This is a genomic window from Nocardia sp. NPDC056000 (assembly GCF_042269265.1).
GTDB lineage: Bacteria > Actinomycetota > Actinomycetes > Mycobacteriales > Mycobacteriaceae > Nocardia.
Map to the genome: position 1 here is coordinate 21,458 of NZ_JBHJXS010000019.1, position 18,510 is coordinate 39,967.

The window sequence follows — 18,510 nt, forward strand, 5'->3', positions numbered from 1 at the left end:
CGACAAGTGCGCGGCGACGTCAATAGCCGCTATTTTGCTGAAAGCGCTGTGTGAAAAGGCAATTCGAACCGTGCCCCGGTAACGCCGCGCGCCGCCGGTAAAGTGCCCGATATGTCCCGCGTAGCGATCGAATACTGCACCCAGTGCCGCTGGCTTCTGCGTGCGAGCTGGATGGCCCAGGAATTGCTGACCACCTTCACCACCGATCTGTCCGAGGTCGCGCTGGTACCCGGCGAGGGCGGGGTGTTCCGCATCACCGTGGACGGCGAACAGCTCTGGGATCGCAAGGCGGACGGCGGTTTTCCCGATATCGCCGTCCTCAAGCAGCGCGTTCGCGACCGGGTCGCTCCCGGCCGCTCGCTCGGTCACACCGATAGGAAGGACGCCGAACCGGTCATCGACCAGTCCTGACGTTCAGCAGCAGCCACCGCCACCACAGCAACCCCCGCCGCCGGCCATCGGCACCTGCGGTGCGGCGGCGGGCATGCTGCCCCCGCGATTCACCGTTCCGAACGTGGTCAGCAGTTTTACGGTGTCCGAATGCCCCTGCGGGCAGTCGGCCGGATCCGAGGACTCCGCCATCGGACGGGACTTCTCGAACGTGTCGCCGCAGCTGCGGCATCGGTACGCATAACTCGGCACCCGCCCAGCGTAGCGAATCGCGGGTGACGATCCGGCAACCTCAACCGATGCACTCGGTACTCTCGATTTACGGAGTACGAGGAGGTGGCTGTGAGCACTCGAGTCTTCGAGACACTGCAGGACGAGGGCATCGATCCGGTCGCACGGACCGAATTCGGCGAGGTCAGGGGCCGACGCGAGGGTAAGACCGCGGTCTGGCGCGGCATTCCGTACGCCGCGAGCGCGGGTGGGCCGAACCGATTCCGGCCCCCGCAACCCCCGCACCGCTGGGATGGCGTGCGCGATTGCGTGAGTTTCGGTGAGATAGCGCCGCAGAGCGCGGGCTTCGTCCCGGTGGACTCCGGTTTGCGGATGGGCGAGAACTGCCTCTGGCTCAATGTGTGGGCCCCGGCCGCCGCCACCGAGGAACCCCGCCCGGTCATGGTGTGGTTCCACGGCGGCGCGTACTGCCTGGGCACGGCCGCGCAGGCCATCTACGACGGCCGGAAACTGTCCGAAATCGGCGATCTCCTCGTGGTCACGGTGAACTACCGGCTCGGCGCGCTCGGCTTCCTGGACCTGTCCTCGCTCGGCGCGGATTTCGTGCCGAATCTGGGCCTGCACGATCAGATCTTCGCCCTGGAATGGGTGCGCGACAATATCGCGGCCTTCGGCGGCGATCCGAGCAATGTCACCATCTTCGGCGAATCCTCCGGCGCGGGCTGTGTCACCGCCCTGCTCACCTCACCGCGCTCGGCCGGGCTGTTCCATCGCGCCATCGCCGAATCCCCGCCCGCCACCACGGTTTTCGGGCCGGAGCGCACCGCGGGCGTGGCCCGCCGCTATCTGGAGATTCTGGAACTGCCCGAATCCCGCGCGGGTGAACTGCTGGAATTGCCGATCGAACGCATCGCCACGTCCGCCGGGACGCTCTTCGACGAGGTCCCGACCAAGGAACCCGGCCGCCTGGCCGCGGTCCCGGTGGTGGACGGCGATCTGCTGCCCGCCTATCCCACCGAACGCTTCCGCGAGGGCCGCTCGCACCGGGTGCCGCTGATCATCGGCACCAATAGGGACGAGGCGTCCATGTTCCGGCTGTTCCGCTCGCCGATCATGCCGGTCACCCCGGAAGCGGTGAACTCCATGCTGCTCGGTGTGGCCGCCGAACATCCGGGCCTGTCACCGGAGCGCATCGCCGAGATCGCCTCCGCGTACGCGGTCACCTCCGCGCGCGGGGCGCTGAGCATGTCCACCGATGCCGCGTTCCGCATGCCCGCGCACTGGGTGGCGGAAGCGCATTCGGCGCATTCACCGACCTGGATGTACCGCTTCGACCACGCCACGCCGATGCTCAAGGCGGCCCGGGTCGGTGCGGGGCACGCCTGCGAATTGCCCTACGTCTTCGGCAATTTCGGATCCTTCGACCGCGACCCCACCTTCTGGCTCGGCGGACGCAAAGCGGCACAGGAGGTTTCGGGCCGGATCATGCGCCGCTGGACCGCCTTCGCCACGCACGGCGTGCCCGCGGCCATCGACGGCTCCAAACACTGGCCGCCGTACACCGTCGCCGAGCGCAAGACCCTGGTCATCGACGCCGCCGACCGCATCGTCGAGGATCCGGACGGCGAACGCAATTCCATCTGGGGCGATGAGGTCGTCGGCTTCTACTGAGCTCGATCCGGGATCCCCACCGCCACAATGGATCCCGGGTCGACCCGCCCGGGTTACACCGTCGCGGTGGCCCGGCGGCCCAAATTGACCGGCAGCCGCGCGTACCCGTGCAGCGTGTACAGCGGCCGCCGTTCCGGCGTCCCCGACAGCGCCAGCTCCGGGAAGCGATCGAACAGTGAGCGCAGCGCGTATCCGGCCTCCATGCGCGCCAGGCTCGCACCCAGGCAGGTGTGGATACCGCTGGAGAACGTCAAGTGGTCCTTGGCATTCGAGCGCGTGATGTCGAATCGATCCGGATTCTCGAACATCTTCGGATCCCGATTCGCCCCGGCCAGCGACAGCACCACCACGCTGCCCTTGTGCAGCGTCACCCCGCCGAGTTCGGTATCGCACAGCGCCGTTCGCGCCGTGCTCTGCACCGGCGCGTCGAAACGCAGCACCTCCTCGACCGTCTGCGGCCACAGTTCGGGCTCGGTGCGCAGCCGCGCCAACTGCTCCGGATGCGCAAGCAACTGCACCACGCCATTGCCGATGAGGTTGACGGTGGTCTCGAAACCCGCGCCCATGAGCAGGCTGGCGGTGGCCTTGAGTTCGCGATCGTCCAGATCGCCCGCGATCACCAGGCTGCTGAGGATGTCGTCACCGGGTTCGCGGCGCAGCCGCGCGATGTGCTCGTCCAGATAACCGTCCATATTGATCATGGCGGTGGCGGCCTCGCGCCAGGTGCGCCAGGCGATGCCGAAGTCCAGCAGCGGGCTGGCGGCATCACCCCACGCCAGGAATTGCTTCCGGGATTCCTGTGGGAAGCCCAGCATTTCGGCGATGATGGCGATCGGCACCTGCGCCGCGTAATCCTCGATGAGATCCGCGGACCCGTCCTCGGGCAGCGCGTGCAGCAGTTCCGCGGTCACCGATTCGATCCGCTCGCGCAGTCGTCCGATGGCGCGCGGGGTGAACGCGGCCGACACCGATTTGCGCAACCGGGTGTGCTCGGGCGGATCGATCACCAGCATGGACGGCGGCTCCACCGGATTCGGCGGCAGTTCCGCGGCCCGGATCAGCTTGGTCAGCGGCCCGGGCAGCTGCACATTGTGCGCACCGAAAATGCCGAAGCGACTGTCCCGCAACGCGGCCCGGGTCAACTCGTAATCGGCCGTCGCCCAGCCGACCGGACCCTTGTACAGCCGCCCGCGCCCGCGCAACTCCTCGATATGCGGGTACGGGTCGTACAGACCGGAGGTGCTGCCGACCAATTGCGCGAACGGGTCACCCCGCCTGGCCTGAAATCGCAGCGCGTACCTGGGTGTGCCCTGCTCCAGCAGCCACCGTAACCAGTATCGCGGGCTCATCATCGCTGAACTCCCATCCTCGGATGCCTCCACCGTACGGAAAACCGGTGTGACGAAAAACATCCCGAAGAGGGAATCGGAAATCCTCCCGTGGCAGGAGTCAGGAACGCTGCGCGGTAACCCGCTCACTGGTGACGCGACGCTCGCGCGCGGCCGGGTCCGGGTTCGCGACCTGCACCAATGACGCTCCGGACGCCAGCACGGCGACCAGCCCATCGATCAATTCGGCCGGGGTTTCCCACGGGGTCGAGGACAGCACCCGATCCTCGGCGGTGAAGCCCTGGCGCGCAGCGGATTTGCGGGCCTCCTCGAAGACCTCCGATACCGAGGTGCCGTCCAGCGCACAGCCGATACCGCTGGGCCGGAACTGATCCCCGTGCACGCGCACCGCGGTCGCGTAATCGGTGACGCCGATCGGCAGATCCCGCACCGGCATACCCATCGGATCCAGCGACAGCGCCGCCACCTCCGGAATATCACCCGCCTCGGCGATCCGGTCGGCGGTCACGAGGGCGAGTTCGGCGTCCGGGTCGGCGTGCAACACCACTTCCACCCCGGCCCACCAGCAGCCCAGCAGGACCGCCGCGGTCTGCCAGTGCGCGGGCAGCAGCACCGCCACCCGGGAACCGGCCGAGAGCCCGAATTCGTCGCGAATCATATTGGCGGTCTTGGCCGCCCAGTTGGCCAGCGTGAGCGCGGATAGCTCGATGCGCGCTCCGGTGGCGTCGTCGTAATAGGTGATGCGCGGGCCCGCGGGATCGCGGGCGAGGATGGGGTCGAGCACCGCTTCGGTGAGGGTCTCGTTCAGTTCACGCATTTCGGTCCGTTCTTACCGGCATCGATGGGTGGGGCGGGCGGCACCGGGGTCATCGTGGTGGAGCTGCTGGTGGTGGGGTCGAAGGCGGTGCTGCTCGTCGCCGAACCGGGACCAGAGTAGTCACTCGCCAGCACCACCCGGATCGAGCCCTCCGGCATACCGCTCTGCGAGAACACCGGCAGCCCGCCCAGCGCCTTGCCCACCGCGCGCGCTTTGGTGTCACCGCTGCTCGCCGCCAGCACCCGACTGCTCTGAATCGGGCCGCCGATCCAATTGTCCACCGTGCCGGTGCGGAAACCCTTGCCGGTCAGCGCCTGTGCGGCCTGGCCCGCCAAACCGCCGGTGCCGCTGGCGTTGTAGATGTCCACCGTGATGGTGGAGGGGTCCACACCGCCGGTCTCCTCGTGCGGGTCATTGTCCTCACCGATGGTTTTGGCGACGTACTTCTGCACCGCGACCGGATCGACCCGGACCACCGATTCGCCCTCATCGGTCCAGCCGTTGAGATCCTTCACCGGGATGGTCTCGAACTTCACCTGACCACCGGACAAATCCTGCAATTGGTTCATGAACGACAACACATCCCAGCCGTCGTCGAGTACGACGGTGCGGCCCACCGCATCACTGAGATCCTTCAGGCGGCCCGGGCTGGTCAGCGTCTTGGCGCTCAGCACCTGATGCACCAGCTGCGCCATGTACACCTGCTGGCGCACGATTCGATCCAGATCGCCGCGGGGCAGCTCATGGCGTTGCCGTACGAAGCTCAAAGCCTCGGGGCCATTGAGTTTTTGGGGTCCGGCGGGGAAGTCCGCGCCCGACATCGGTTCGTACACCGGATTGTTCAGGCAGACGTCCACACCGCCGACCGCGTCGGTGAGCAGTACGAAGCCGAGCAGGCCGACCTCGGCGTAATGGTCGACGGTGATACCGGTCAGGTTCGCGACCGATTTGATCAGCGCCTGCCGTCCGGACTGGGTGGATCGCTTATCCGCGTCGGTCGCGGAAACGCCCTTGTCCAAGAGCTTCTGCTGTTCGGTCAATTTGGTCGCGCCGTACGCCGAATTGATCTTGCCCATACCGATGCCCGGAATATCGACGTACGAGTCGCGCGGAATCGAGATGGCCGTCGCGGATTCACCGTTGTTCGGCACCCGGATCAGCACGATGGTGTCGGTATTGAGGCCCACCTCATCGCCCGCGTGCAACATGGCCCGCTCATCCTCGGACAGCGGATTGCCGTGCGCGTCGGTGCGGGAATCGATGCCCACCATGAGAATGTCGACCGCGCCGTCCTTCTCCCCACCCAGCCCGAGATTGCCGATCCGCTCGATGCTGGACACCAGCTCGTCCACGCTGTGCCAGCCCAAACCGGTGACCACCAGCACCAGCACCGCGGCCGCCGCCGCGAGCGCACGCATCGGATTCGCGCGCTGTCCGCCGCCCCACGACCTCTTCCCTGCGGGGCGGCGCGACGGTAGCGGCGCGGATGCCCTGGTGGATTGCGACACCCTCGACTTCCTCTCAGTGCTCGGCCGACCACACCCGAGCTTCCGGGTGACATCGATGGACTTCCCCCAATTGCTGAGGCTAGACGCGTGGCCGGACATGTTCGTGTAGCCCGCGCTCCGTGAGTCGTGCGTCCGCGCGAGCGGGTTGCGCACTCGAAGCCGGGCATCACCGCAGGCAGACTCGGGCGCGACCGGGCCACCTCGGACATGCCAGACTGACCGCCGTGACTTCTCCCGCCGTGACGCCAATCACCGCGCGGCTCGTGGTGACAGGTGCGCACGGACAGCTCGGCCGCGCGCTGCTGGCGCTCGCACCCGATGCCCGCGGTTACGGCCGTGCCGAACTCGATATCACCGATCCGGATGCCGTACGCGCGGTGCTGAATCCGGGTGATGTGGTGCTGAACTGCGCGGCCTACACCGCCGTCGACAGGGCCGAATCCGATGTGGACGCGGCCTTCGCCGTCAATGCCACCGGACCGGCCGTGCTGGCGGCGGCCTGTGCCGAAGCCGGGGCGCGGCTGGTGACGGTCTCCACCGATTACGTCTTTCCGGGCGATGCCGAAAAACCGTATGAGCCGGGCGATCCGACCGGACCGTCGACGGTGTACGGCCGATCGAAATTGGCCGGGGAACAAGCGGTGCTGGACCTTGACCCGAATGCGCGCATTGTCCGGACCGCCTGGGTCTACACCGGGCGGGGCACCGACTTCGTCGCCACCATGCGGCGGCTCGAAGGTGAGCGCGAGACCGTGAACGTGGTCGCGGATCAGCTCGGATCACCCACGTACGCACCGGATTTGGCAGCCGGACTGCTGGAACTGGCGGCTCGCTCGGACGATCCCGCGATCCCGCGCGTCCTGCACGCCACCAATGCCGGACAGGCCACCTGGTTCGAGCTCGCGCAGGCCGTGTTCGCGGGTATCGGCGCTGATCCGGGGCGTGTACTCCCGTGCGGCACCGCCGATTTCCCGAGACCGGCTCCGCGCCCGGCATATTCGGTCCTTTCGGGCAAATCCTGGGCCGCCGCCGGGCTCACCCCGCTCCGGGATTGGCGAGCGGCACTGAACGACGCGCTGTCCGCCATCTCCGACTAGGCTGGGCGTCCGTGAGCCCCTCGGATTCTGCTGAAAAGCCGACGCTGGCCGTCGTCACGGTGACCTACTCGCCCGGTGAGCACCTGCAGCACTTCATCAGCACGCTAGCCACCGCCACCAGCGAGAAGCCTCAGGTCATCCTGGCCGACAACGGTTCAACGGACGGCGTGCCGGAATTGATCGCCGACGCCAACGCGCATGTGCGCCTGCTACGCACCGGCGGCAATATCGGATACGGCGGCGCGATCAATCGCGCGGTCGCGGAGATCGATCCGGACATCGAGTTCATCGTCATCGTCAACCCGGATATTCGCTGGCATACCGATTCCATCGACGAACTGCTGACCGCCGCCCGCCGCTGGCCGCGCGCCGGAGCCCTCGGACCCAAGGTCCTCGAACCGGACGGCTCGCTGTACCCGTCCGCGCGTTCGGTGCCCGGCCTGGCCGACGGCGCCGGACACGCCATCCTCGGCACCATCTGGCCCGGCAACCCCTGGACCCGCCGCTACCGCCAGGAGAACGAACAGATCTCCGAGCGGACCGTGGGCTGGCTGTCCGGTTCCTGCCTGCTGGTGCGCCGCGCCGCCTTCGACGCCATCGAGGGATTCGACTCCCGGTACTTCATGTACATGGAGGATGTCGACTTCGGTGATCGCATGGGCCGGGCGGGCTGGCACAATGTGTTCGTGCCGTCCGCCGAGGTCACCCATGCCAAGGGGCACGCCGCGGGTCGCCATCCGGAAACGATGCTCCCGGCGCATCACGCCAGCGCCTACCGTTTCCAGGCCGACCGGCATCCGCACTGGTGGCAGGCTCCGCTCCGGGTCGCGCTCAAGGCTGGACTTGCGATCCGCTGCAGGCTTGCGGTTCGATCCGCACTGCGCGAACGCGACAAGGCGGACGCGCTCAACTGACAACCCACACCACAGGGGAGATGATGGCGAACAGCGGCAATGCTGCCGGGTCCACGGACGCGGTGATCCTGGTCGGGGGCCAGGGCACCAGATTGCGTCCACTGACCCTGTCCGCCCCGAAACCGATGCTGCCCACGGCCGGACTGCCGTTCCTGCAGCATCTGCTGGCCCGCATCGCCGATGCGGGCATCACCCACGTCGTACTCGGCACCTCCTACAAGGCGGAGGTGTTCGAGGAACACTTCGGTGACGGCTCCGAACTCGGCCTCGAACTCGAATACGTCACCGAGACCGAGGCGCTGGGCACCGGTGGCGGCATCCGCAATGTGCTGCCCAAACTGCGCGCCGACACCGTCATGGTGTTCAACGGCGATGTGCTCGGCGGCACCGACCTCAACGGTGTGCTGGAAACCCATCACGCCTCCAACGCCGATGTCACCCTGCACCTGGTCCGCGTCGGCGATCCGCGCGCCTTCGGCTGCGTCCCCACCGACGAAACCGGCCGCGTCACAGCCTTCCTGGAGAAGACCCAGGATCCGCCGACCGACCAGATCAACGCCGGTTGCTACGTCTTCCGCCGCGAATACATCGAGAAGATTCCGGCGGGCCGCCCGGTCTCGGTGGAACGCGAAACCTTCCCCTCCCTGCTCGCCGAGGGCGCGCACATCCAGGGCCACGTCGACACCTCCTACTGGCGAGACATGGGCACCCCCGAGGACTTCGTCCGCGGTTCCGCCGATCTCGTCCGCGGCATCGCCCCCTCCCCGGCCCTGCCCGGCCAGCGCGGCGAATCCCTCGTCCACCCCAGCGCGGGCGTAGCCCCCGGCGCACTCCTCATCGGCGGCACGGTCGTAGGCCGCGGCGCCGAGGTAGGCGCCGGCGCCCGCCTCGACGGCGCGATCCTCTTCGACGGCGCCTGCGTCGAAGCCGGTGCCACCGTCGAACGCTCCATCGTCGGCTTCGGCGCCCGCATCGGCCCCCGAGCCCTCGTCCGCGACGGCGTAATCGGCGACGGCGCGGTAATCGGCGCCCGCTGCGAACTCCTCCGCGGCGCCCGCATCTGGCCCGGCGTAGACATCCCCGACGGCGGCATCCGCTTCAGCACCGACGTCTGATCACCGAGCCGATCGCAGTCCGCGATCGGCACCTCACCTGCTTGACGAAGCAATCGGCCGCCCCCAGTTGGGGGCGGCCGATTTGCGTTGTGGGGGAGGGGGTTCAGCGTTCCCACTTGCCGGGGTTGAGGTGGAAGCCGGCTAGGGCGGTGGCGTGGCCGTGGCCCATTCCGTATTCGGTTTTGAGGTGGTCTACCAGGGGTTTTTGGGTGGTGATGCCGGTTTCGGCGAGGAGGGTGAACCAATCGTCTACGGAGCGGCCGTATTTGGCTTCGATGGAGGGGAAGTAGTAGGCCGGGCCGTGCGGCTTGGTGGTTGCCATGGGTCGCTCCTTCGTGTGCGTGGTTGTAGGAGAAGACGATTCGGGGGTGTGGAAATCATCGGGCGGTGACGGAGGTCACGGCGGGGGAGGTGAGGGCGGGGGTGCGGGGTTCGCGGAGCAGGAGGGCGCCGGTGAGGATGACCAGGGCGGCGGTGAAGCCGTGGATGCCGAAGGCGGCGGCCTTGGAGCCGTGGTAGCTCAGCACGGTGGTCATATCTCCGAGGGGGATGAGCGAGACCACCAGCAGGGTGATGCCGAGGGCGTAGCGCTGGCCGGCGGCGAGCAGGGCCAGGATCAGGATGCCGGAGGCGGTGTCGCGGACGCCCTTGAGATTCATGAAGGCGGTGGCGTCGCCGTGCGGCCATTCGGGCAGGCCGAAACCGGTGGCGATGGTCTGCGGGGTGATCAGGTAGCTGATGCCGATGTAGAGGATGAAGGCCGCGCCGATGACGGACAGGGCGGTGGCGATGCGGGAGATGTTCACTGTAGCTCCAAAATCTAGCGCTGCTAACTGATGTGGATAACGCTAGATCATGCACGGGTAGTTTGTCTAGCGATGCTAGAGTTCTTGGTATGAGCGCCATACAGACCCGCAAGGAACGCGAACGCGCCGATCGACATCAGCGCATCATCGACACCGCTCGCGAACTCGCCGAGACCAAGGGCTGGGAAGCGGTCACCATTCGCCGCCTCGCCGACGCCATCGAATACAGCCAGCCGGTGCTCTACAGCCATTTCGCGGGCAAGGACGCCATCGTCGCCGCGGTCGCCGAACAGGGCTGCGCCGAACTCGCCGTCGCCACCCGCGAGGCCCGCGAACGAGCCGCCACCCCCGAGGCCGGACTCATCGCCGTCACCGAGAACTACCTGACCTTCGCCCGCGACAGCGCCGCGCTCTACGACGCCATCTTCCTGCTGCGCACCGATCTGAAATTCGGTCCCGAGGCGCCGCAGGCGCTCAAGGACGCGTTCCTGGAACTGCTGCACACCTTCGCCCCGTTCGCCGGATCGCACGATGTGGAAACCTTCACCGAGGTCGCCTGGTCCGCGCTGCACGGCCTCGCCACCCTCGATCGAGGTGGCCGACTGCGGCCGGACTTTCGCGATCAGCGTATGGAAATCTTTATCGCCCAGTGGGTCCGGCCCGCCTGATCCGGGCAACCGAGGGCGGGGTTCGTCACGGTCGCGGCACACCCGGGTGCGGCGCGCATAGGCTGTGGTCATGGCTGACGCGGTGGTGGTCGGATCGGGGCCCAATGGGCTTGCGGCGGCGGTGATCCTGGCTCGGGCGGGGCTCGAGGTCGAGGTCTACGAGGCCGCCGACACGATCGGCGGCGGCTGCCGCACCGGGGAGATCACGCTGCCCGGATTCCGGCACGACCTGTGCGCCGGGGCGCATCCCATGGCGGTGGCGTCCCCGTTCTTCCGCGCCTTCGATCTGAAGGCGCACGGCGTGGAATTGCTTACCCCGCAGGTCTCGTACGCGCATCCGCTGGATGGCGGGCGCGCCGGTCTGGCCTGGCGCGATCTGGAACAGACCGCGGACGGACTCGGCCGCGACGGCGGCTCCTGGCGGCGGCTGTTCGGCCCGCTGGTGCGCAAATGGGAGGACCTCGTCGGCCTGATCATGTCGGATCTGCGCCATCCGCCCATCGATCCGACCGGACTGCTGCATGTGGACCCGGGCGTCGAACTGCGCATCGCGCGCCGCATGCTGGAGCAGTCGACACCGCTGTGGGACTTGCGTTTTCGCGAGGATATCGCGCCCGCACTGCTGACCGGCGTTGCCGCGCACGCGATTCGGCCGCCGCGCAGCCTGCCCGGCGCGGGCGTCAGCCTGCTGCTCGGCACCCTCGCCCACGCGCGCGGCTGGCCGGTCCCGCGCGGCGGCAGTCAGGCCATCGTCGATGCGCTCGCGGCCGATCTGCGCCGCAACGGCGGTCGCGTCATCACCGGGCACCGGGTCGACTCCATCGACGAATTCGATTCCGCGCGAGCGGTATTGCTGGATCTGGCCCCCGCCGAACTCCAGCGCATCGCCGCGAATCGCCTGCCGAGCCGATACAACCGCGCGCTGAACAACTTCCGCTACGGCGGCGCGGCCTGCAAGGTGGATTTCGCGCTCTCCGGCCCGGTGCCATGGCAGGCGCGCGGCTGCGAACGCGCGGGCACCCTGCACCTGATCGGCAGCCGCGCCGAGGCCGTCGCCGCCGAAAAAGCCGTCGCCGCAGGCGATCACGCCGACAGCCCGTACGTACTGTCCATCCAGCCCGGCGTCGTCGACGACACCCGCGCCCCCGCCGGGCAGCACACCTTCTACACCTACGCGCACGTCCCGAACGGTTCCACCCGCGATATGACCGAGGCCGTCACCGCCCAGGTGGAACGCTTCGCCCCCGGCTTCCGCGATCTCATCCTGGCCAGCACCGTCCGCACCGCCGCCACCATGCCCGCGCACAATGCCAACTACATCGGCGGCGATATCTCCGCGGGCGCGATGACCTTCCGCCAGACCGTTTTTCGCCCCGTCCCGCGCTGGAACCCGTACCGCACCCCGCTGCCCGGCGTCTACCTCTGCTCCTCGGCCACCCCGCCCGGTCCGGGCGTGCACGGTATGAATGGCCTACACGCCGCCCGTCACGCCCTGCGCCGCGAATTCGGCGTCCGCACAGATCCTTTGGATTTGCTGCGCACCACCCACCCCTGACCCGGCTCGGTGACACGCGGCAGCCGCCGCCGGAGTGCGGGTCCGTCAGCGCTTACGCTCGGGATATGGCCGGCTACTCGGGCACCCCGCTGCCTCGCAAACTAGGGATCAAAGAGGGCAGCCGGGTGCTGCTGGCCGGTGCGCCCCCGGGATTCGAACTCGAGGAATTACCCGGGGCGGTCGAGGTGCACCGGCGCGCGGGCAGCGGCGATTACAATGTGATTCTCGGCTTCTGCCCGGATCACGCCACCCTGCTGCGGCACTTCGGTGCGTGGCGAACGCGGCTGGTCACCGATGGCGGCCTGTGGATCGCGTGGCCGAAGAAATCCGGCGGTATGCCCACCGATCTCACCGAGACCATGGTCCGCGAATACGGCCTCGCCCAGGGCCTGGTCGACAACAAGGTCGCCGCCATCGACCCCGTCTGGTCGGGCCTGCGGTTCGTCGTCCGGCTGGCCGATCGCTGAGGTTCAGCGCTGTTCGGTGCGGTACAGATCCGGTTCCAGATAGACGTTCCCGGCGGCCGGAACCGCTTCGCGCACACGCGCTTCCGCATCGTCGAGGGCGAGCGCGGCGGCGTTGATGTCCAGTCCGGAGGTCATCGACACCTTGGCCGCGACCAGCAGATCATTGGGCGCGAGATACTGCGTCTTGAGATTGAGCACGCGGGTCACCGCACCGCCGCCGTCCACCAGTGCGGTGCGGATGCGGCGCTCCTCATCGGGTGTCGCGCCCTCGCCGATGAGCAGGCTCTGCATCTCGATGATGAGCACCACCGCGATACAGCCGAGCAGCACGCCGATGGCGACGGTGCCGATACCGTCCCACAGCGGGTTTCCGGTGAGCGCGGTCAGCCCCACGCCCGCGAACGCCAGCACCAGGCCGATGAGCGCCCCCGAATCCTCCAGCAGCACCACCGGCAGTTCGGGATTGCGCGTGGTGCGAATGAATCGCCACCAGCTATTGCGCCCTTTCAGCGGTGAGGACGCGCGGGTCGCGGTGAGCAGACTGTAGGACTCCAGCCCCATCGCCACCACCAGGATGGCGAGCGCGATACCCACATCGGTCAGCTCTTCCTGATGCCGGATCTTGTTGATGCCCTCCTCGATGGAGTACAGCGATCCGACACTGAAGATCACCAGCGCCACCACGAAGGCGTAGAAGTAGCGATTGCGCCCATATCCGAAGGGGTGCAATTGATCCGGTTCCTGCTCGGCTCGTTTGCGCCCGATCAGCAGCAGCCCCTGATTGGCGCTGTCGGCCAGCGAGTGCGCCGCCTCGGCCAGCATGGATCCGGATCCGGTGATGGCCGCGCCGATGAATTTCGCGATGGTGATGCCGACATCCGCCGCGAATGCCGCGAGAACCGCTTGCCTGCTGCCGGAAGCCATGCGCTCCACGCTACCGGCGTCAGGGGTGAGTTCAGCTCTGAACCGGTTGTGTCCGATACAGATCCGGCTCCAGGTAGATCACCCGCGCGGCCGGAACGGCCTCGCGCACTCGGGCCTCGGCGGCGTCGATGGCGGCGGCGATATCGGCGATCTCCAGTCCCGGCACGATGGACACCTTGGCCGCGACCAGCATCTCCTCCGGCCCCAGGTACTGGGTGCGCAGGTGGATGACCTTGTTGATGCTGCTGTCGTCCACCAGGTTCGCCCGGATGGCGCGATCCTCTTCGGGTGTCGCGCCCTCGCCGATGAGCAGACTCTGCATCTCGATGATGAGAATGACCGCGATGACGCCGAGCAGGATGCCGATGGACAGCGTGCCGATGCCGTCCCACACCGGTTCATCGGTGATCACGGTCAGGCTGATGGCCACGAACGCCAGCACCAGGCCGATGAGCGCGCCGGAATCCTCCAGCAGCACCACGGGCAGTTCGGGATTGCGCGAGTTGCGGATGAACCGCCACCAGCTGGCATCGCCCTTGAGCGGCTTGGATTCCCGCATGGCGGTGATGAAGCTGTAGCTCTCCAGCGCGATGGCGATGCCGAGGATGCCGATGGCCACGAACGGGCTGGTCAGTTCCTCGGGATGCTGGATCTTGTGGATGCCCTCGTAGATGGCGTACACCGAGCCGAGCGCGAAGATCACCAGCGCGACGATGAACGAGTAGAAGTAGCGGTTGCGCCCGTATCCGAACGGGTGCAGTTGATCGGCCTGCTGTTCGGCGCGCCGCTGCCCGAGCAGCAGCAGCCCCTGGTTCGAGGTGTCGGCCACCGAGTGCACGGCCTCGGCCAGCATCGATGCCGATCCGGTGATCGCCGCGCCGATGAACTTCGCCACCGCGATTCCGGCATTGGCGCTGAGCGCCGCCAGGATCGCCTTCTTACCGCCACCCGCAGACAATGTGCCGTTCCTTCCCGAACCCATGTCCGTTTTGTCGCAAAACTACTCGAGGGGACAGCCTACTGATCCACACCGCCCGCCATGCACCCTATGCCGCTCCGCGCGACGCACCACAACCGTCGACCCGGCATGTTCGCGGCCGGGATGACGGGAAGGGCATTCAGTCCTCGTCGACGGTCGCGCAGAACAGTTGTGCCGGACCGTCTATCGCGCGAGCCCGAATAGCGCCGTCCGCGGCCGAGATCCAGGCGGCGTGCCCGCATTCGACGCGCAGCTCGTCACGCCCCTGCGAGAACGCGATGGTGCCGTGCGTGCACAGCGCGATACCGGGACCGGCGGTGTGCGGGATGACCACCGCTTCGCCGTCCGCCCCGAGCTCATACCGGCTGAGCGCGAATTCCGGTGCGGGCGTGTGGTACTGGAAAACCCCGTCGCCCAGTTCCTCCGCCTCGATGATCGGCAGGTCCAGGGGTTCGAAGTCCAGCACCCGCAACAGCTCCGGCACATCCACGTGCTTGGGGGTGAGCCCGCCGCGCAGCACATTGTCGGAATTGGCCATGATCTCCACGCCGACGCCGCGCAGATACGCGTGCAGGTTCCCGGCCGCGAGGAACAGGCCCTCACCGGGTTCCAGCGTCACACGATTGAGCAGCAGCGCGGCGAGCGTCCCCGCATCGCCCGGATACGCCTCGGCGAGTTCGAGCGCCGTGCGCACCTCGGCGGTGAATTCCTTACGCGTGCCGTTGCTTCCGGCATCGCGCTCGGACAGATAGCGCACGCACCCGTCCAGCACCTTGGGCAGCAGGGTGCTCAGCGCGGCCTGCGGCAGCGCGATCCAGGTGGTGAACAGCGTGCGCAGCCCGGCCGAATCGGGTTGGGCGGCAAGCAGCTCGGCGTACGAGTTGAGTTCGGGCACATCGAGCGCGTTGAGCAGGCGCACGGTCTTGCGCGGTTCCCGGAATCCGGCCAGCGCCTCGAAACGTTCCAGCGCCACCACGAGTTCGGGTTTGTGGTTCTCGTCGCGGTAGTTGCGCATCGGCGAGTCGATCGGCACCCCGGTGTGGTTCTCCCGGGCGAAGCCCTGCTGGGCCTGTTCCAGGCTCGGATGCGCCTGCAGCGAGAGCGGTTCCTCGGCGGCGAGGATCTTCAGCAGGAAGGGCAGTCGGCCGCCGAATTCGCCCGCGACAGCGCCGAGTTCGTGTTGCGGGTCGGCGCTGACCACCTCGAGCAGGGATCGGGTGTGCCCGTTGATCCGCACCTGTGCGGGATCGGCGGGATGCGCGCCGAACCAGAGTTCGGCTTCCGGATGTGCGGATGGAACCGGTCGCCCGCACAGCTGAGCGAGCGCGGTGCGCGAACCCCATGCATAAGATCGCAGCGCACCAGCGAGTTCGTGCACTAGTAGTTTCCCCCGTCATAGCGACCCGGATTCGAGGCCGGGCTGACGCCGAGTAGTCGTAGGTACGCGGCGGCCATTTCCAGCCGAAGTGCGAGCACCGCAAGCTGTTCCAGTTCACCGCGCGCCCCGGGCAGCGGCTGGGCGGGTGCGCCCGCCGGTTCCGGTTCGGTCCCGCCGACGGTCTCGGCGTCCAGGTTCACCAGTTCGGCGTCGACCAGTCCGGCATCGGAGCCGAAGATCGCCAGCCGCCGGCGCGCCGTGGATTGATCCGGATCGGCGCTGAGCACGAACAGCCGCACCTGCTCCACCGGAGCCGGGCCGTCCAGTTCGGCATCGTGGAAGAGCGGATCGAAATCCGGTGCGGCCGTCCCCGCCGCCTGCACCAGACGACCGTGTGCGGCAACGGCTTCGGCGAGGGTGACCGCGGCGGTGATCTGCCCGGCGCCGGCCAGCAGCACCTCGGAGGCATGCGCGGCGAGCACGGTCGCCGCGGGTGAATCACCCGCGAGCACCATGCGCTTGCGCTGCTGCATACGGGTGGCCAGGGTTTTGGCCGGATTGTGGAACGCCTCGTGCTGCGGTCCGTCGCGCAGCGCCTCGGCATCGAGCAGATCGGCGAGCGCGTTCAATTCGGGCAGGCTCGGGCCGGTGCGATTGGGGTCGACCGCGCCCAGCACCGCCATCCCGACCGCCAGATAGCGCAGCAGCCGATTGTGGTCCAGTACCCGGACGCGGGGCGGCAGCATGGTGGCGCGCCCGGCCGCGGCGGCGCGCAGCGGTCCCTCATCGGGTGCGGCGACCACCACTTCGGCACCGCGGCGGACCGCGAAGTCCACGGCGGCGGCCAGGCGCGGATCGCCCGCGTCGTCCCCGGCGACCAGCACCACGTCCAGCGGGCCGACCCAGGGCGGTATCGCGGTGGCGGCGACCAGCGGCATGCTGGTGCGGTCGCCGAGCGCGGCGAGCAGCAACGCGGCCGCGCGGGCGGCTCGGCCACTACCGGAAACCATGACGAGACTGCGCGGGCGCAGATCCCGCAACCGGGTGAGCGCGTCCTCGGCGAGTGCCGCCGCGGTCGCTCGCACCAGCGCACCGCCGGATGCGGCAGAGCGCAAGGTGCCCCCGGTGTCGGCCGCCTCCAGCGAGGCGACGTCATCGAGGTCGAGTACAGGTGTCCCAGCGATCATCGGGCGTTGCCACCTCCCCTCATCGGGTCACCAGACGCTGGTGAATCCAAGCTCTGTGATTCCACTATTCCAGTCAGGCGCGAACGATGCCCAGGATCTCGGTGACGAGTTGGTCTACTTCCTCCTGCGATCGGGCTTCGACGTTGAGCCGCAGCAGCGGTTCGGTATTCGAGGCCCGCAGGTTGAACCATGCCTTATCCGCGAGTTGCACGGTGACCCCGTCCAGACGGTCCACCGACTTGGCTCGCTTACCGAACGCCTCGAGCACCGCGGTGGTTCGTTCCTTCGCGTCGGCCACTGTCGAGTTGATCTCTCCGGAGGACGAATACGTTGCATACGCGGACGCGATCTCGGACATCGGCCGGTCCTTCTCACCGAGCACGGCCAGTACGTGCAGCGCCGCCAGCATGCCGGAGTCGGCGCCCCAGAAATCGCGGAAGTAGTAGTGCGCGGAATGCTCGCCGCCGAAGATCGCACCGGTGGAGGCCATCTGCTGCTTGATGAACGAGTGACCCACGCGGGTGCGCACCGGATTGCCACCCAGCTCGTTCACCAGCTCGGGCACGGCCTGCGAGGTGATGAGGTTGTGGATGATGGTCGCGCCCGGCTCCTTGGCGAGCTCGCGCTCGGCCACCAGCGCGGTGATCGCGGACGGCGGGACCGGATCGCCCTTCTCGTCCACCACGAAACAGCGGTCGGCGTCGCCGTCGAAGGCCAGGCCGATATCGGAACCGGTCTTGCGGACGTAGTCCTGCAGATCCACCAGATTCTTCGGATCCAGCGGATTGGCTTCGTGATTGGGGAAATTGCCGTCGAGTTCGAAGAACAGCGGTTCGATGGTGAACTGCGCCAGCGTGCCGAGCACGGCGGGAACGGTGAAGCCGCCCATGCCATTTCCGGCGTCCACCGCGATGCGCAGCGGGCGCGCGTCACTCAGATCGACCAGCTTGTGCAGGAATTCGGCGTAGGCGGACAGCAGATCCTGTTCGGTCGCGGTGCCGCGCGGGCCGTCGAATTCCGGTACGCCCGAGATGACCTCATCGGAGATGGTCGCCAGGCCGGTGTCCTGCCCGACCGGCAGCGCCTTGGCGCGGCACAGCTTGATGCCGTTGTACTTGGCCGGATTGTGGCTCGCGGTGAACATCGCGCCCGGGCACTCGAGATGGCCCGAGGCGAAGTACAGCTCATCGGTGGAGGCGAGCCCGATGTGCACCACATCCAGGCCCTGCGCCAGCACGCCGTCGGCGAAGGCGGCGGAGAGTTCGGGGGAGGAGTCGCGCATATCGTGGCCGATCACCACACGCTGTGCGCCTTCGGCTCGCATCAGCCGGGCGAAGGAACCGCCCACGTCACGCACGAACGCCGCGTCGATTTGTTCACCTACGACCCCGCGTACGTCATATGCCTTGATGACTGCATGTACGGACTCGGCGGAGCGGGGCTCTGTCATGCCG

The 18,510-nt window shown here is 67.8% G+C and carries 19 protein-coding genes; 8 read left to right on the top strand and 11 right to left on the bottom strand.

Going from position 1 to position 18,510, the window contains the following annotated elements; all coding sequences use genetic code 11:
• The first annotated feature begins 111 nt into the window (after positions 1-111).
• Positions 112-411, top strand: a complete 300-nt coding sequence (locus ACFC4D_RS41770) for a SelT/SelW/SelH family protein (protein ID WP_364639756.1) — start codon at positions 112-114, stop codon at positions 409-411.
• Positions 412-414: 3 nt separating this feature from the next.
• Here ACFC4D_RS41770 and ACFC4D_RS41775 read toward each other — a convergent pair whose 3' ends face one another.
• Complete coding sequence (locus tag ACFC4D_RS41775; protein ID WP_376071928.1) at positions 415-642, bottom strand: zinc ribbon domain-containing protein; 228 nt, start codon at positions 640-642, stop codon at positions 415-417.
• 90 nt (positions 643-732) lie between these two features.
• Between ACFC4D_RS41775 and ACFC4D_RS41780 the strand changes: the two genes are divergently transcribed.
• Positions 733-2,292 carry a carboxylesterase/lipase family protein gene (locus ACFC4D_RS41780; protein ID WP_376071931.1) on the top strand — a complete coding sequence of 520 codons (1,560 nt, stop codon included), beginning with the start codon at positions 733-735 and terminating at the stop codon, positions 2,290-2,292.
• 53 nt (positions 2,293-2,345) lie between these two features.
• Here the strand turns inward: ACFC4D_RS41780 and ACFC4D_RS41785 are convergent, their stop codons facing one another.
• From ACFC4D_RS41785 to ACFC4D_RS41795, 3 genes are all read right to left on the bottom strand, one after another.
• The gene (locus ACFC4D_RS41785) at positions 2,346-3,641 is read right to left on the bottom strand and encodes a cytochrome P450 (protein WP_376072104.1); all 1,296 of its coding nucleotides are present in this window, start codon (positions 3,639-3,641) and stop codon (positions 2,346-2,348) included.
• Between the two features lie 100 nt (positions 3,642-3,741).
• Positions 3,742-4,458 carry a TIGR03089 family protein gene (locus ACFC4D_RS41790; RefSeq protein ID WP_364639750.1) on the bottom strand — a complete coding sequence of 239 codons (717 nt, stop codon included), beginning with the start codon at positions 4,456-4,458 and terminating at the stop codon, positions 3,742-3,744.
• Complete coding sequence (locus ACFC4D_RS41795) at positions 4,446-5,876, bottom strand: LCP family protein (protein WP_375966442.1); 1,431 nt, start codon at positions 5,874-5,876, stop codon at positions 4,446-4,448. Before ACFC4D_RS41795 ends, ACFC4D_RS41790 begins: the two co-directional genes overlap by 13 nt.
• 305 nt (positions 5,877-6,181) lie before the next feature.
• Between ACFC4D_RS41795 and rfbD the strand changes: the two genes are divergently transcribed.
• The 3 genes from rfbD to ACFC4D_RS41810 are packed head-to-tail and all read left to right on the top strand — an operon-like array spanning position 6,182 to position 9,092.
• A complete protein-coding gene (gene rfbD, locus ACFC4D_RS41800; RefSeq protein WP_376072107.1) occupies positions 6,182-7,063 on the top strand; it encodes a dTDP-4-dehydrorhamnose reductase in 882 nt (293 codons plus the stop codon).
• Between the two features lie 11 nt (positions 7,064-7,074).
• Complete coding sequence (locus ACFC4D_RS41805) at positions 7,075-7,977, top strand: glycosyltransferase family 2 protein (protein WP_375965763.1); 903 nt, start codon at positions 7,075-7,077, stop codon at positions 7,975-7,977.
• A gap of 23 nt (positions 7,978-8,000) precedes the next feature.
• Positions 8,001-9,092, top strand: coding sequence for a sugar phosphate nucleotidyltransferase (locus ACFC4D_RS41810; RefSeq protein WP_375966448.1), 1,092 nt, complete (start codon positions 8,001-8,003; stop codon positions 9,090-9,092).
• Positions 9,093-9,195: 103 nt separating this feature from the next.
• On the opposite strand, the gene ACFC4D_RS41815 is transcribed toward ACFC4D_RS41810, so the two are convergent.
• Together ACFC4D_RS41815 and ACFC4D_RS41820 are read right to left on the bottom strand one after the other, a co-directional pair.
• Positions 9,196-9,414, bottom strand: a complete 219-nt coding sequence (locus ACFC4D_RS41815) for a DUF4287 domain-containing protein (RefSeq protein WP_376071934.1) — start codon at positions 9,412-9,414, stop codon at positions 9,196-9,198.
• Positions 9,415-9,469: 55 nt separating this feature from the next.
• Complete coding sequence (locus tag ACFC4D_RS41820) at positions 9,470-9,898, bottom strand: DUF4267 domain-containing protein (protein ID WP_376071937.1); 429 nt, start codon at positions 9,896-9,898, stop codon at positions 9,470-9,472.
• A gap of 89 nt (positions 9,899-9,987) precedes the next feature.
• On the opposite strand from ACFC4D_RS41820, the gene ACFC4D_RS41825 reads away from it, so the two are divergent.
• From ACFC4D_RS41825 to ACFC4D_RS41835, 3 genes are all read left to right on the top strand, one after another.
• On the top strand, positions 9,988-10,566 hold the full coding sequence (locus tag ACFC4D_RS41825) for a TetR/AcrR family transcriptional regulator (RefSeq protein WP_375965774.1): 579 nt from the start codon (positions 9,988-9,990) through the stop codon (positions 10,564-10,566).
• A gap of 70 nt (positions 10,567-10,636) precedes the next feature.
• A complete protein-coding gene (locus ACFC4D_RS41830; RefSeq protein WP_376071939.1) occupies positions 10,637-12,121 on the top strand; it encodes a phytoene desaturase family protein in 1,485 nt (494 codons plus the stop codon).
• Between the two features lie 65 nt (positions 12,122-12,186).
• Complete coding sequence (locus ACFC4D_RS41835) at positions 12,187-12,588, top strand: hypothetical protein (RefSeq protein WP_375965778.1); 402 nt, start codon at positions 12,187-12,189, stop codon at positions 12,586-12,588.
• Positions 12,589-12,591: 3 nt separating this feature from the next.
• On the opposite strand, the gene ACFC4D_RS41840 is transcribed toward ACFC4D_RS41835, so the two are convergent.
• From ACFC4D_RS41840 to ACFC4D_RS41860, 5 genes are all read right to left on the bottom strand, one after another.
• Positions 12,592-13,512: a cation diffusion facilitator family transporter gene (locus tag ACFC4D_RS41840; protein WP_376071942.1), complete on the bottom strand. Its 921-nt coding sequence runs from the start codon at positions 13,510-13,512 to the stop codon at positions 12,592-12,594.
• 31 nt (positions 13,513-13,543) lie between these two features.
• Positions 13,544-14,470, bottom strand: coding sequence for a cation diffusion facilitator family transporter (locus tag ACFC4D_RS41845; RefSeq protein ID WP_376071945.1), 927 nt, complete (start codon positions 14,468-14,470; stop codon positions 13,544-13,546).
• Between the two features lie 160 nt (positions 14,471-14,630).
• Complete coding sequence (gene manA, locus ACFC4D_RS41850) at positions 14,631-15,869, bottom strand: mannose-6-phosphate isomerase, class I (RefSeq protein ID WP_376071948.1); 1,239 nt, start codon at positions 15,867-15,869, stop codon at positions 14,631-14,633.
• Complete coding sequence (locus ACFC4D_RS41855; protein WP_375965788.1) at positions 15,869-17,056, bottom strand: tobH protein; 1,188 nt, start codon at positions 17,054-17,056, stop codon at positions 15,869-15,871. The genes manA and ACFC4D_RS41855 overlap by 1 nt, the downstream gene beginning before the upstream one ends.
• A gap of 73 nt (positions 17,057-17,129) precedes the next feature.
• The gene (locus ACFC4D_RS41860) at positions 17,130-18,506 is read right to left on the bottom strand and encodes a phosphomannomutase/phosphoglucomutase (protein WP_376071951.1); all 1,377 of its coding nucleotides are present in this window, start codon (positions 18,504-18,506) and stop codon (positions 17,130-17,132) included.
• Positions 18,507-18,510: the final 4 nt, after the last annotated feature.